Annotated in this window: 11 protein-coding genes; 5 read left to right on the forward strand and 6 right to left on the reverse strand. The window is 63.0% G+C overall.

The window, feature by feature from the left end; genetic code table 11:
* Window positions 1-72: 72 nt before the first annotated feature.
* From ACK6BI_RS01715 to pilG, 6 genes are all read right to left on the reverse strand, one after another.
* The gene (locus tag ACK6BI_RS01715; protein ID WP_409315771.1) at window positions 73-543 is read right to left on the reverse strand and encodes a chemotaxis protein CheW; all 471 of its coding nucleotides are present in this window, start codon (window positions 541-543) and stop codon (window positions 73-75) included.
* Window positions 536-6,448: an Hpt domain-containing protein gene (locus tag ACK6BI_RS01720; protein ID WP_409315772.1), complete on the reverse strand. Its 5,913-nt coding sequence runs from the start codon at window positions 6,446-6,448 to the stop codon at window positions 536-538. Before ACK6BI_RS01720 ends, ACK6BI_RS01715 begins: the two co-directional genes overlap by 8 nt.
* 35 nt (window positions 6,449-6,483) lie before the next feature.
* Window positions 6,484-8,544, reverse strand: coding sequence for a methyl-accepting chemotaxis protein (locus ACK6BI_RS01725; protein ID WP_409315773.1), 2,061 nt, complete (start codon window positions 8,542-8,544; stop codon window positions 6,484-6,486).
* A gap of 13 nt (window positions 8,545-8,557) precedes the next feature.
* Window positions 8,558-9,097, reverse strand: coding sequence for a chemotaxis protein CheW (locus ACK6BI_RS01730; RefSeq protein ID WP_065258977.1), 540 nt, complete (start codon window positions 9,095-9,097; stop codon window positions 8,558-8,560).
* Window positions 9,098-9,107: 10 nt separating this feature from the next.
* On the reverse strand, window positions 9,108-9,473 hold the full coding sequence (gene pilH, locus ACK6BI_RS01735; RefSeq protein ID WP_065258988.1) for a twitching motility response regulator PilH: 366 nt from the start codon (window positions 9,471-9,473) through the stop codon (window positions 9,108-9,110).
* Window positions 9,474-9,535: 62 nt separating this feature from the next.
* Entirely contained in the window at window positions 9,536-9,940 is a 405-nt protein-coding gene (gene pilG / locus ACK6BI_RS01740; RefSeq protein ID WP_065258976.1) for a twitching motility response regulator PilG, read from the reverse strand.
* A 224-nt stretch (window positions 9,941-10,164) separates the two neighbouring features.
* Here pilG and gshB point away from each other — a divergent pair, with 224 nt between their 5' ends.
* The 5 genes from gshB to pyrR all read left to right on the forward strand — a co-directional run bounded on the left by gshB (window position 10,165) and on the right by pyrR (window position 13,826).
* On the forward strand, window positions 10,165-11,115 hold the full coding sequence (gene gshB, locus ACK6BI_RS01745) for a glutathione synthase (RefSeq protein ID WP_065258975.1): 951 nt from the start codon (window positions 10,165-10,167) through the stop codon (window positions 11,113-11,115).
* Window positions 11,116-11,222: 107 nt separating this feature from the next.
* A complete protein-coding gene (locus ACK6BI_RS01750; protein ID WP_409315774.1) occupies window positions 11,223-12,122 on the forward strand; it encodes an energy transducer TonB in 900 nt (299 codons plus the stop codon).
* Window positions 12,123-12,231: 109 nt separating this feature from the next.
* The gene (locus ACK6BI_RS01755) at window positions 12,232-12,804 is read left to right on the forward strand and encodes a YqgE/AlgH family protein (RefSeq protein ID WP_409315775.1); all 573 of its coding nucleotides are present in this window, start codon (window positions 12,232-12,234) and stop codon (window positions 12,802-12,804) included.
* Complete coding sequence (ruvX, locus tag ACK6BI_RS01760; protein ID WP_085709079.1) at window positions 12,804-13,241, forward strand: Holliday junction resolvase RuvX; 438 nt, start codon at window positions 12,804-12,806, stop codon at window positions 13,239-13,241. Before ACK6BI_RS01755 ends, ruvX begins: the two co-directional genes overlap by 1 nt.
* Before the next feature lie 81 nt (window positions 13,242-13,322).
* Complete coding sequence (pyrR, locus tag ACK6BI_RS01765) at window positions 13,323-13,826, forward strand: bifunctional pyr operon transcriptional regulator/uracil phosphoribosyltransferase PyrR (RefSeq protein ID WP_011336369.1); 504 nt, start codon at window positions 13,323-13,325, stop codon at window positions 13,824-13,826.
* Window positions 13,827-13,834: the final 8 nt, after the last annotated feature.

Below are 13,834 nucleotides of genomic sequence, written 5' to 3' on the forward strand. Positions count from 1 at the left end.
GAGCTACCTTAGGAGTGTGATCGAGGGGCATCAATCAAGCGCGGTGGCGAACCGTTACGGTCAGCGTAACGATCAGTGGACAAGCCCCGCATCCACCAACAACTTCTCCAACCCCAGCAAATCCGGCACCTTCGCCACCTGCTCCCCGACCTGCACTGCCGCCTGCTCCAGCGCGCACAACGGCACGTCGACGTAACTCAACTGGCTGTCGAGCTTGTACGAGCGCGGAATCCCCTGCACCAGCAAGGCGATGAAGCGCAGGTTCGGCAATCCGCCGAGGGCGTTGAGGATGACGATCCGCGCCCGTTCGCCGATGACGATCTTGTTGCCGCACGCCGACTCGAAACTCAGCAGTGGAATCTGCCGTTCACGCCAGGTCACCCGGCCCAGATACCACGGCGGCGTATCGAGGTCGAAGGCGCTGGCCTGGTAGTCGATCAGCTCGGCGACGGCCACATTGGGCAGGATCAGGTTGCGATCAGCCAGCGGCAGCAGCAGTCCCGTGAGCTGGCTGCCATGTGGGTTGCGAGGCCGCTCATGCATGTTTTTTGCTCCAACGGGCAATGCTTTCGAGCAGCACCGATTCCTGGTACGGCTTGCCAAGATAGTCGTTGACGCCAATGGCCATGGCGCGATCGCGGTGTTTCTGGCCGGTGCGCGAGGTAATCATGATGATCGGCAGGTGCTGCAGGCGCTCATCCTGGCGTACCCGGGTCGCCACTTCGAAGCCGTCCATGCGCGGCATTTCGATGTCGAGCAGCATCAGATCCGGCATGTGGTCTTCCAGCAGCAACATTGCATCGACTCCGTCCTTGGCGGTGAGTACGTTCATGCCATGGCGTTCGAGCAGACGGCTGGTGACCTTGCGTACGGTCACCGAGTCGTCGACCACCAGCACCAGCAGCGGTTTCTGCGGTTCGCTGTCGATCTCATGACCGGCCGGACGCTGCGGCAACCGTGCCTGCATTGCGCGGATCGGCGCCAGCAGATCGAGAATCAGCACCACCCGGCCATCGCCGAGGATCGTCGCCCCGGACACGCCCTGCACCGCCGCGAACTGCGGGCCGAGGCTCTTGACCACGATTTCCCGGGTGCCGGCCATGGCGTCGACCTGGACCGCGATGTGCCGGTCGTTGCACTGCACCAGCAATACCGGCAGCGGCAGGCTCTGGCCGAGCAGTTTCGGCCGTGGCGCGGTTTTCAGCAATTCGCCCAGATAAACCAGTTCATAACGCTGACCACCGTATTCGTAAGTCGGTGGATCAAGGCGGAAATACCCGTCCAGTTCATTCGGCAAGACACGGACGATGCCGTCGATGGTGTTCAGCGGAATGGCGTACTGATCCTCGCCACATTGCACCATCAGTGCGCGGTTGACCGAGACGGTGAACGGCAGGCGGATACGGAAATGCACACCGCGCCCCGGCACCGAGTCGATGCTCATGGTGCCGCCCAGTTGCCGCACTTCTTCATGGACCACGTCCATGCCCACGCCACGTCCGGAAATCTGGGTGATTTTCTCGGCGGTGGAAAAACCCGGCTGAAGAATGAACTGCAACACATCGCGATCACTGATCTGCGCGTCAGGCGCCAGCAATCCGCGCTTGATCGCCTTGCGCCGCACCGCGTCCAGCGGCACCCCGGCGCCGTCGTCACGGATGTCGAAAACGATGTCGCTGCCCTCGCGGGTCAGATCGAGGGAGATTTGACCTTGCGCCGGTTTGCCCGCCGCAAGGCGCACATCGGCAGGTTCCAGACCGTGGTCGACGGCATTGCGCAGCATGTGCTCCAGCGGCGCGGCCATGCGCTCAAGCACGTTGCGATCCATCTCGCCTTCGGCGTTGCCCACGGTAAACGCCACGTCCTTGTCCAGTTCTTCGGCGACCTGACGGACGATGCGCTTGAGCCGCGGCAACATGCGCTCGAACGGTACCATGCGCGTGCGCATCAGGCCTTCCTGCAACTCGGTATTGATCCGGCCCTGCTGCTGCAACAGGTTCTCGGCGTCGTGAGTACGGCGGTCGAGGGTTTCCTTGAGATCGAGCAGGTCGGAGGCAGATTCGGACAGCGCCCGGGACAACTGCTGCAACTGCGAGTGTCGATCCATTTCCAGCGGGTCGAACTCTTCGTAGCCCAGGCGCTCGGCGTCCACTTGCTGACGGCTGAGAATCCGCCCCTGGGTTTCTGTGTCGAGGCGGCGCAACTGATCACGCATGCGCTCGAGGGTGGTTTCCATCTCGTTCAGGGCGATGTGCGCATCGCTGACCTGCTGCTCGATGCGCCCACGGAAAATCGAGGTTTCCCCGGCAAGGTTGACCAGCTCGTCGAGCAACTCGGCGGAGACCTTGACCATGTCCGCGCCGGCCTCGGCCGCGGGCGCGGCAGGCTCGCTCTTCACCGGCGCCGGTAAAATCGGCGCGGGCGTTTCCACCGGCACCGGATGGCTGAAGTTCTGGATCGCGCCGATCAGCCGATCCGCCGGCGGGCATGGCTGCCCCGCACGCACAGCATCGAGCATCTGCGCCAGGCGGTCATGGCCGCGCTGCAACAGGGCAAACAGTTCGGCGCTGCTTTGCAGGGTGCCGGAGGACAGGCTTTCGTACAGGTATTCCAATTCATGGGCGAGGTCGCCGATGGGGCCGACTTCCACCATCCGTGCACCGCCCTTGAGCGTGTGCAAATCGCGCAGCAGGGTTTCCACTTCCTGGCGGTTGCCGGGTTCGGCCTGCCAGCGCAACAGCGCGGCGCCGGAGTTTTCGATGATGTCGAAACCTTCTTCGAGGAAGATGTCCAGCAGTTCCGGGTCGTGTCCGGCGCCGTCACGGCTGGCGGCCTCCGGCGGCGTCTCGCAAGCGCCTGAGTGGCCCTGACGGAACTGACGGATCGCATCGATCAGCGCTTGCGCCGGCTTCAGCGGCTGCTGGTCATGCAGTTGATCGAGGTACAACGCCAGGCGTTCATGGCTCTGCAACAACAGTCGGCCCAAGGCGTCGCTGTGGCTGTAGCGGCGATCTACCAGACCTTCGTAAAGGTTTTCCAGCTCCCGGGCCAGATCGCCGACGGCCTCGACCTCGGCCATTCGTGCACCGCCCTTGAGGGTGTGCAGGTCACGTTGCAGCGATGACAGCGGCGCGCCGTTTTCCGGGTCATGCAACCAGCGCTGCAAGGCTTGTCCGGCGCTATCGAGAATATCCACCGCCTCTTCGAGGAAGATCTCGACGATCTCGTCATCCGCGCCGGTTCCGCCGTTGTTCTTTTGCAGCTCGGCGGTAGCACTGCCCAGCTCATGAATGCTCAGGGTACGACTGCCGTCACTGCGGATCAGGCCCATGGCCGACGGGTCGAGGCTTTCGTCCAGCAGTTCGTGCAGTGCACGGATACGCTGGGGTTGCGGGGTGATTTCCTGGCCGGCGGCCAGTTCGTCGAGCATGTTGATCAGCGCTTCGTGGGCGTGCTGGGCCTCAAGAAAGAACCGTTCGCTGACCGCCAGGCTGCTTTCTTCCACGGCGCCATACAGGTCGAGCAAGGCTTCGCACAGCACATCCACCGGCAACAGATCCGCCAGGTGCGCAGCCTCGCCGAGGGTCGTCAGCTCATCCAGCAACGCACTGAGCTCCTGGCGCTCGCCGGGATGTTGCTGCCAGCGCTGCAAGAGGTTTTCGGCGTCGAGCAGGATGTCCATGCCCTGAGCCAGAAAGTTGTTGATCAGTTGCGGATCGCGCTTGACCCGCAGGCTGTCGTTCGGCGCGTTGAGGATGGATTCGAGACGTTCGCCCAGCAGGGTTTCAGTCCGCTTGATCAGCGACTGCGCACCGACAATCGGCGCCAGCGGATCGTGCTTGAGCTGGCGCAGGCCGACACGGAACAGACCTTCGGCCTCCAGCAGCAATTCAACTTCGTCCAGGTCCAGCGCCAGTTGATGGGCCTTGAACTCCCGGGCCAGTTTGTCCAGCGGCGCCGCCAGTTCGGCAATCGGCACGACACCGGCCATCGAGGCGCTGCCCTTGAGCGTGTGCAGCGCTCGCTGCAGTTCATCGCTGGCCTGCAGCGGTACATGCTCGGCGGCCTGATCGAGGAAGCGGTTGAGGCTGGCGAGGTGGGTTTCGGCCTCGTTGCGGAAAATCTCCAGCAACAGCGGATCGAGTGCCGCTACGTCTTCCACGTCCTCGGCGGGCAACGGCACATCGCCCCTGGCCAGGGCGTGAGCCCGCGCCGCCAGGTGATCGACATCCTGGCGCTGACGTTGACCGTTGATGGCGAACTCGGCGATCAGGTCCGGCAGCACCAGCAACGTATCAGTCAGTAACTGTTGCACGGCCGGGCCAGGCTCGACGCTGTGTTCCAGCACCCGGTTGAGCAGGTTCTCCACGGCCCAGGCCAGCTCGCCGAGCACCAGTGCCCGGACCATGCGCCCGCTGCCCTTGAGGGTATGGAATGCCCGGCGCAGTTCACTCAACGCTGCGCGGTCCTGCGGATCGGCGGTCCAGCGCGGCAGGTAGTCGCGCAGGACATCGAGCACTTCCTCGGTCTCTTCGAGGAACACTTCACGCAATTCGTCGTCCACCGGCTCTTCATCGGGCGGCGGCGGCAACAGGCTGCCAGGCGTGGTCAGTGCCGGCGGGTTGACCGCCGAGACCGGACTGGCCAGCACGTCGGCCAGCGACTTCACGATGGCGGGGTCATCGAGTTCCTGCAGGTCCTGCATCACCAGCGCTTCGCCGGGGCTGAGCACGTCGTCGAGCACGGGCACATGCTGCTCACTCGGCTCGTCAGGAAAGTAGCCGAGACGCGCCAGGCTTTTCTGCGCGACGTCCAGCAATGGCTCGCCGGAGGCCAGCGGATCGTCGCTCAGGCGTTCGAGGTAATACTCGATACCGGTGATGACATCGGCGAGGTTGTCCAGTTGTTGCCAGCCCGGCTCGTGCGGGTCGAGCAGCAGATGCTCGCGGATGAAACCGTTGCAGGCTTCCAGCAGGCCGGCCGCACGGGCCAGCGGGATCATTGCCAGCGCACCGCGCACCTGGGTCAACAGCGCCGGCAAGTCTTGCAGTTGCTGGCGATCCCAATCGGCGTCGATGTAGTCGACGATCATGTCCTTGGCCTGCTGCAGGCAGATGCGCGCCTCCTTGATCACAATCTGATGGATCTGCGTCAGGTCGGTGGTCGGCAGGCGCGAGTCTTCCGGGCTCTCCGGTTCCACCGTGCCGACCATACCGGCCAGGGTCGCCTCGACGTAAAGCAAGGCACCGGCCACGTCCATCAGTGTGGCGTCGTTCGGCTCGCGCTGGCCCTGGGCAAGACTGAGCACCACCGCCAGTTGATCGATGATGACCCTGCGCGGCTGACCGAAACCGAGCACCGCCAGGGTATCGGCGATCTGCCGCAGCGGCGCCAGCAGGCTGTCCAGGTCCGAGGCGTGCTGGCGGTCGCTGCGTACGAACAGGTCGAGACGTTCCTTGACCCGCACCAGTTCTTCGCACAACGCCGCGAGCACCGAGCGCATGGCATCGCGGTCAGGCCCGGCCAGGCGGGCGCGTTCTTCGTCGACCATCGCGCTGTCAGGCAACGCGTCGTCCAGGGAGTAGCGATCTTTCATGGTCAGCATCTGCCCGGTGGGATGTTCGGCTTTGGCAATGTAGAACAGCAGGCTTTTCAACAGCTCGGGAGGCGGTGGCTGGTTGAGGCCGGCCATGCCTTGTTCGAGCAGGCGCTTGAGTTCCTTGTCGGCGTCCTTGAACAGGCTGCGCAAGGCCGGGCTGTTGGCGATCCGGCCTTCGCGCATGCCTTCGACCAGTGCCGAGGCGACCTGCCACAACGGGCTCAATGGAGCCTCGCCGCTCAAGGCTTCCAGGCGAGCGAAAACCTTGCCGAGGTAACCGAGGTGAGTCTGATCGTCCTGCTCGCGCAGCAATCCCGCCAATGCCATCTGCAACATCTGCCGCAACTTGCGCAGCACGTTGGACAGTTCAGCAGGTTCCAGCAGGGCCAGCGCCTGCCGGCTCAGCGGTGCCAGTTCCGGCAATTGCGGACTGAACAGGCTGGTCTCGGACAACAGGCTTTCGCCCCGGGCGCTGCGCAGATCGTTGATCAACGGCAGCACCACCAGCGGCAAATCACGGCGGGCGCCTTGTACGCGCTCGAGGTAGGCCGGCAATTGGCCGAAGGCCTGCAACAGCAGATGCAAGGCTTCATCGCGGTGACTGACGCGGTCGTTCTGCAGGGCTTCGACCAGATGCTCCATTTCCTCGGCGAGCAGTGCCGCACCGTAGAACTCGACCATCTGCAGACTGCCGTGAACCTGATGGATGCACGCCAGGCACTCGTCCAGCCCGGGCACCGACTGCGGATCGTCGAGCACGGCTTCGATGGCCTGATGCGCCTGCTTCAGCGTTTCGGCAATTTCGCCCTTGATCCATTCGAGGGCCACGTAGTCGTGCCGGTCACCCATAACCACTCCGCTCGACATGATCGCGCCTGCCGGCCTCACGCCTTGCCCGTAGCGGGTGCTGCCGCCGCCGGCAAGGTGAACCCGGATACCGAACGCCGCAACTGACTGGCCATTTTCGCCAGGTTACCGATGCTTTCGGCAGTGGCCGTGGAGCCGGACGACGTCTGCGAGGTGATCTGCTGGATCACGTTCATCGTCAGGGAAATCTGCCCGGCCGAAGACGTCTGCTGCTGCGCCGCGTTGGAAATGCTCTGGATCAGCGCCGCCAGGGTCTTGGACACGCCTTCGATTTCTTCCAGGGCCACACCGGCATCCTGCGCCAGCCGCGCGCCGCGCACCACTTCGGTGGTGGTCTGTTCCATGGAAATCACGGCTTCGTTGGTGTCGGTCTGGATCGCCCGCACCAGCGTCTCGATCTGCCGGGTCGCGGCAGACGAACGTTCCGCCAGTCGCTGAACTTCATCGGCAACCACCGCAAAACCGCGCCCGGCATCACCGGCCATCGACGCCTGGATCGCCGCGTTGAGCGCGAGGATGTTGGTCTGGTCGGCAATGTCGTCGATCAGGCTGACGATGTCGCCGATTTCCTGGGACGACTCGCCCAGGCGCTTGATGCGTTTGGCGGTGTCCTGGATCTGTTCGCGGATGTTGTCCATGCCGTGGATGGTGTTGTGCACCACCTCGTTGCCCTTGTTGGCGATTTCCACCGAACGCTCGGCCACCGCCGAGGATTCGGCGGCGTTGGCCGACACCTGATCGATGGACTGGGCCATGTCGTTGATCGCGGTCGAGGCTTCGGAAATCTGCTGAGCCTGATGTTCCGAGGCCTGGGCCAGGTGCATGGCGGTTGCCTGGGTTTCCTGCACCGCTGCGGCGACCTGGCCGGCGGTGAGGTTGATGGTCGCCACCAGATCACGCAATTGGTCGACGGAGTAGTTGATCGAGTCGGCGATGGTTCCGGTGAAGTCTTCGGTCACCGAAGCGGTCACGGTCAGGTCGCCGTCGGCGAGGTCTTCGATTTCATCGAGCAGGCGCATGATCGCGTTCTGGTTGCGCTCGTTCTTCTCGGCGGTCTCGCGCAACTGACGGTTGGTTTCCCGGACCATGACCATACCGATCAGGATGATCGACGCAAGCGCCAGCAACCCCAGCACGTAGCCGCCGATGGTATCGGTGCTGCGCCCGCCGGCGAGGTTCTCGAATCCGGTGGCCAGGTGCGAGGCTTCGTCGAGCAGGGTCTGCGACAGGCTGAAGATATTGGTGGCGGACTCGCGGACCTTGAACAGCTCCGGCGAGGTTTCGAGGATTTCATCCACCGAGCCCGAAACGAACTGGAACAGCTCGGAAATCTCGCTCAGGCGGGCACGGGCGTCGCGATCCTCGACCTGGCTGATCTTCAGCGTCGGGTTGCCTTGCAGCATGCCGTTGAGCACCTGGCCGAAACGCGTGGCGTCACGGCCGAAGGCATCGGCGGCCTGCTGCGAGTTTTCGTCGCCGGAGAGCACGGTATTCACTGCGCCGAGAATCCGCTCGGCCAGCAGCGACTGACGCTGGGCCATCGCTACCTGCGCCGCCGGGGCGCCGCGCTGCAAAAGGATCTCGACGACTTTCTCGTATTCGATCTGCAACTGCGGAACGGTTTCGGCGAGGGTCGCGGCCACCTGATGCAGGGACAGTACGGTCTGTTCGCTGGAGAGGATGGCGTCGGTGTTTTTCAGCAGGCGTTCCCAGTCCAGCTGCACAGCGCGCATTTCCGGACGTACGGTAGACGGTGCCGGCGGCAGCCCGGTGACCGGGTCGCCCTTCTTCAGGTAACCCCAGCGCTGGGCGAAATCGTTGCGCGCATCACTGAGCAACTTGAACGCGGCAGCCTTGCCGGCGGCGGCTTCAGTGGCGTTCTTGGCGATCCGCTGCGACAGCACCCGCAGCTCGCCGGCGTGGCCGATGTACTGTTTGTCGTAATTGGCCTGGGTGTTGAGGTAAGCGAAGTTGGCGAACAGCAGCATGATGAACACGATCAGCGCGATGAACAGCACGATGATCTGCGAGCGGCTGCGCGAGCCTTCTGCGGGCTTGCTGGTTTTTGCTTTGATCATCGGTCCTCGCCTGTTAAACCGCGACGTGCATGAAACTCGGTGACTGCGCCAGCGCAAACAGGCTGAACACCCGCCAGTTCTGCTCACGCCGAAAATACCCTTTGACGAACTCGCCCTTGGAGCCCTGTCGCTTCCTGATCGAGAGGGGTTCGAAACTGTCCTGCTCGAAATGCTGCAGACCGAAGACCTCATCGACCAGCACGCCGGCGAAAACGTCCCGATGCTCCACCACCAGGACCCGCCGCTGCTTGCGCATCGGCGACAGCTCATGCCCGAAGAACCCGCACAGATCGAGAATCGGCAACAACCGCCCGCGCAGATTGGCCACACCCTTGACCCAGGGCTTCACCCCCGGCATCGGGGTGAAACGCGGTTCGGGCAGGACTTCGCTGACTTCGCCCATCGGCGCGACGTACCAGTGCTCGCCGAGGCGAAAGCCGATGCCGCTCCAGCGATCCTGGCGCGCCGGTTGCGACGGCAGGTCTGCCGCCAGCAGGCGACAGCGCTGATCGATCTGCCACAACAGTTCGAACGCGGTCAGCGACTCGCTCATGACGGCGCGATCAACCGGCCAGCACGCCGTTCAGGGTCTTGATCAGCATGTCTTCCTCGACCGGCTTGGTCAGGTAATCCCTGGCGCCCTGGCGAGTCCCCCAGACCTTGTCGGTTTCCTGATCCTTGGTGGTGATGATGATGACCGGGATGTGGCTGGTTTCAGCGTCCTTGGTCAGTTGACGGGTCGCCTGGAAACCGTTGAGGCCGGGCATGACGATGTCCATCAACACGGCATCGGGTTTTTCCTGACGGGCCAGGGCCACGCCGTCGGCGCCGTTTTCGGCTTTCAACACTTCATGGCCGTGCTTTTCCAGCATGCCGGTCAGTTTGTACATTTCGGTCGGCGAATCATCGACGATCAGAATACGTGCCATGGTCTTCCCCATTTTTTTCTTGTCGACACCGGGCCCGCTGGCCGAGCGTCACCGTGCGTGTCTTACTGCGGCAAATCAGCGGCAAAGCCCGGAACATGGGCCGCAATCGCGTCGAGCAGTTCTTCCTTGCTGAAAGGCTTGGTCAAAAATTGATCGGAGCCGACAATCCGCCCCTTGGCCTTGTCGAACAGCCCGTCGCGGGACGACAGCATGATCACCGGCGTGGCCTTGAAGGCACTGTTGTTCTTGATTAAAGCGCAGGTCTGATAACCATCCAGACGCGGCATCATGATGTCGACAAAAATGATCCCGGGGTGGTGGTCGGCGATCTTCGCCAAGGCGTCGAAACCGTCGATTGCGGTGATGACTTCGCACCCTGCATTTTTCAGCAGGGTCTCGGCAGTGCGACGAATCGTTTTCGAGTCGTCGATCACCATGACCTTCAAGGCGCTGGACTGCTGTTCCATAAGGGGGCTCTACCGTCGCCTTTGCGAATCAATTTGTCCGTTTTGCGATGAGTGATGGCTGCAAACCCTTGTTGTTCAAGGGCCAGTGCAGCTGGCAGCCTTTTTAGCACAGTCTCCTGACGCAATCTATCGACGGGTTTTTCCTTGACCGCAAACCCGCCCGGAGCCACTCTGGCGGCACTTTTTTCATACCGATCCGGTAGCCAATTTTCGAGGAAAACCCAATGAGCGTTCGCGTCGGGATTGTCATGGACCCTATCGCCAGCATTTCCTATAAAAAGGATAGCTCGCTGGCCATGCTGCTGGCGGCGCAGAAGCGCGGCTGGGAACTGTTCTACATGGAGCAGAAGGACCTTTATCAGGCTGAAGGTCAGGCCCGGGCACGGATGAAGCCGTTGAAGGTCTTCGCCAACCCGGAAAAATGGTTCGAACTGGGTGCCGAACAGGACGCCCTGCTCAGCGACCTGAACGTGATCCTGATGCGCAAGGACCCACCGTTCGACATGGAGTTCGTCTACTCCACCTACCTGCTCGAACAGGCCGAAGCCGCCGGGGTGCTGGTGGTCAACAAGCCGCAGAGCCTGCGCGACTGCAATGAAAAACTGTTCGCCACCCTGTTCCCGCAGTGCACGCCGCCGACCATCGTCAGCCGTCGGCCGGACGTGTTGCGCGAATTCGCCGACCATCACGGTGACGTGATCCTCAAGCCGCTGGACGGCATGGGCGGTTCGTCGATCTTCCGTCATACCGCCGGTCATCCGAACCTGTCGGTGATTCTCGAAACCCTGACCCTGCACGGCAAACAGCAGATCATGATCCAGGCTTACCTGCCGGCCATCGTCGACGGTGACAAGCGCATCCTGATGATCGACGGCGAGCCGGTGGATTACTGCCTGGCGCGGATTCCGGCCCTGGGCGAAACCCGTGGCAACCTCGCCGCCGGCGGTCGTGGCGAAGCCCGTCCGTTGACCGACAAGGATCGCTGGATCGCCGCCCAGGTCGGCCCGACCTTGCGCGAGAAAGGCCTGCTGTTCGTCGGTCTCGACGTGATCGGCGAGCACCTGACCGAAATCAACGTCACCAGCCCGACCTGCATTCGCGAGATCGACAATGCCTTCGGCACCGACATCGGCGGGATGCTGATGGATGCCATCGAGAAAAAGCTGCAAGGTTGATGTACATCACATGCAGCCTGTCGCTTGATGCTTGAAGCCCAAGGCGTGAAACCAACATTGCGTTATCATGCGCGGCCTGTGAAAAACGCGATGTTGGTTTTCTTGTCATGACACTTCCGTCCGATCTGCCCGCTGAACTCGCCCACCGTGGCGTGCGCCCGGTCGATCGCCTCGGATTTACCCTGTTTCTCGCGGCGCTGATCCACTTGGCGCTGCTGCTCGGCGTGGGTTTCACCATGGTCGAGCCCCGGCAGATCAGCAAAACCCTGGAAATCACCCTCGCCACCTTCAAGAGCGAAAAGAAGCCGGCGAAGGCCGATTTCCTCGCCCAGGAAAACCAGGAAGGCAGCGGCACCCTCGACAAGAAGGCGATCCCCAAGACCACTGAGGTCGCGCCGTTCCAGGACAATCAGGTCAAGAAAGTCACGCCGCCGCCGGCCGCCAAACCGCAGGTGCAGGAAGCCGCGCCCAAGGCGGCGGTGACCACCGTCGCGCCGAAGCCGAAAAAGGCGCCGACCAAGAAAGAAGAAGCCAAGACCGAGACCAGACCCACGGTCGACGCCCCGACTTTCGACAGCTCGCAGCTTTCCAGCGACATCGCCAGCCTCGAAGCCGAGCTGGCCAACGAACAACAGTTGTACGCCAAGCGTCCGCGCATCCACCGCCTGAGCGCGGCCTCGACCATGCGCGACAAGGGCGCCTGGTACAAGGACGAATGGCGCAAGAAGGTCGAGCGCATCGGCAACCTCAATTACCCCGAAGAAGCCCGGCGCCAGCAGATTTACGGCAACTTGCGCCTGATGGTGTCGATCAACCGCGACGGCTCGCTGTATGAAGTGCTGGTGCTGGAATCTTCCGGTCAGCCGCTGCTGGATCAGGCGGCGCAGCGCATCGTGCGTCTGGCCGCACCGTTTGCACCGTTTACCGGGGACCTGTCGGACATCGACCGGCTGGAAATCATCCGCACCTGGAAATTCGCCCGGGGCGACCGGCTCTCCAGTAACTGACCCCCGCAGAACCCCTGTGGGAGCGAGCAGGCTCGCTCCCACGATGGATCGATGTGTTGCTTGCATCTCCAGCTTGTCAGTTCGCCCCCCGAACGCCACACTACCGCACATGAAAAACGTCAGCCCCAGCTACCTCAAGCATCACTTCCTGATCGCCATGCCACACATGGCCGACCCGAACTTTGCCCACACCTTGACCTACATCGTCGAGCACACGGCCAATGGGGCCATGGGGCTGGTGGTCAACCGACCGCAAGAACTGAATCTGGCCGATATCCTTGAGCAATTGCGCCCGGACATCGATCCGCCAGCGCTGTGCCAGCATGTACCGATCTTCATCGGCGGTCCGGTGCAGACCGATCGAGGTTTCGTCCTGCATCCAGCAGGCAAGACCTTCCAGGCCACCGTCGAGCTGGACGGCGAACTGGCACTGTCGACATCCCAGGACGTACTGTTCGCCATCGCGGACGGTGTCGGCCCGGCAAAAAGCCTGATCACCCTCGGTTACGCCGGTTGGGAAGCCGGGCAACTGGAAGCCGAACTGGCCGACAACGCCTGGCTGACCTGCCCGTACGACGCCGACATCCTGTTCAACACCCGCAGTGAACTGCGTCTGGAAGCAGCGGCCAGGCACCTGGGAATAAACCTCAGCCTGCTGACCAGCCAGGCAGGGCACGCCTGATGGCCCTGCGCCTGATCCTCGGCTTCGACTACGGCACCAAACAGATCGGCGTGGCGGTCGGCCAGGTGATCACCGGCCAGGCTCGCGAACTGTGCACCTTGAAGGCACAGAACGGCGTTCCGGACTGGAACCAGGTCGAAGCCCTTATAAAGGAATGGAAGCCCGATGCCGTGGTGGTCGGCCTGCCGCTGAACATGGATGGCACGCCCAGCGAGATGTGCGCCCGCGCCGAGAAATTCGCCCGCCGCCTCAACGGCCGCTACAACCTGCCCTTCTACACCCATGACGAGCGCCTGACGACCTTCGAAGCCAAGGGCGAACGACTGGTGCGCGGCGGGCAGAAAGGCAGTTACCGCGACAACCCGGTGGACGCCATCGCCGCCGCCCTGCTGTTGCAGGGCTGGCTCGACGAAAACACCGCACTGTTTGAATCCTGACAAGCGCTACGGCGCTTTTCTTTTGGCTACAACCCGAGCTCCGGTTCGCGAGAACCGGCTCGGCCCCGAGAAGGAGCAACCATGAGCCTGCCCAATCCCGCCGATCTGATCAGCCAGATGGCGACCCGCCTCAAGGCGCACCTTGCCCAGCGCAATATCAGCGAACCGCGTTACATCGGCATCCGCACCGGCGGCGTCTGGGTCGCCCAGGCCCTGCTCGCCGAGCTGGGCAGCGACGCGCCACTGGGCACGCTGGATGTTTCCTTCTACCGCGACGATTTCAGCCAGAACGGCCTGCACCCGCAAGTGCGCCCGTCCGCCCTGCCCTTCGAAATCGAAGGTCAGCATCTGGTGCTGATCGACGACGTACTGATGAGCGGCCGGACCATCCGCGCCGCCATGAACGAACTGTTCGACTATGGCCGTCCGGCCAGCGTGACGCTGGTCTGCCTGCTGGATCTGGACGCCGGCGAACTGCCGATCCGCCCGAACGTGGTCGGCGCGACGCTGTCGCTCGCCGCCCACGAGCGGGTCAAGCTGTCCGGTCCGGAGCTGGCCCTCGAACTGCAAGACCTTGCCCTTTAATCCGCCCT

This window comes from Pseudomonas sp. KCJK9016 (assembly GCF_046231795.1).
GTDB lineage: Bacteria > Pseudomonadota > Gammaproteobacteria > Pseudomonadales > Pseudomonadaceae > Aquipseudomonas > Aquipseudomonas bananamidigenes.

Coding starts and splice junctions, on each gene's coding strand:
- ACK6BI_RS01725 (WP_409315773.1), bottom strand. CDS start 8,544: ATGATCAAAGCAAAAACCAGCAAGCCCGCAGAAGGCTCGCGCAGCCGC.
- ACK6BI_RS01730 (WP_065258977.1), bottom strand. CDS start 9,097: ATGAGCGAGTCGCTGACCGCGTTCGAACTGTTGTGGCAGATCGATCAG.
- ACK6BI_RS01720 (WP_409315772.1), bottom strand. CDS start 6,448: ATGGGTGACCGGCACGACTACGTGGCCCTCGAATGGATCAAGGGCGAA.
- pyrR (WP_011336369.1), top strand. CDS start 13,323: ATGAGCCTGCCCAATCCCGCCGATCTGATCAGCCAGATGGCGACCCGC.
- pilG (WP_065258976.1), bottom strand. CDS start 9,940: ATGGAACAGCAGTCCAGCGCCTTGAAGGTCATGGTGATCGACGACTCG.
- ruvX (WP_085709079.1), top strand. CDS start 12,804: ATGGCCCTGCGCCTGATCCTCGGCTTCGACTACGGCACCAAACAGATC.
- ACK6BI_RS01715 (WP_409315771.1), bottom strand. CDS start 543: ATGCATGAGCGGCCTCGCAACCCACATGGCAGCCAGCTCACGGGACTG.
- gshB (WP_065258975.1), top strand. CDS start 10,165: ATGAGCGTTCGCGTCGGGATTGTCATGGACCCTATCGCCAGCATTTCC.
- ACK6BI_RS01750 (WP_409315774.1), top strand. CDS start 11,223: ATGACACTTCCGTCCGATCTGCCCGCTGAACTCGCCCACCGTGGCGTG.
- ACK6BI_RS01755 (WP_409315775.1), top strand. CDS start 12,232: ATGAAAAACGTCAGCCCCAGCTACCTCAAGCATCACTTCCTGATCGCC.
- pilH (WP_065258988.1), bottom strand. CDS start 9,473: ATGGCACGTATTCTGATCGTCGATGATTCGCCGACCGAAATGTACAAA.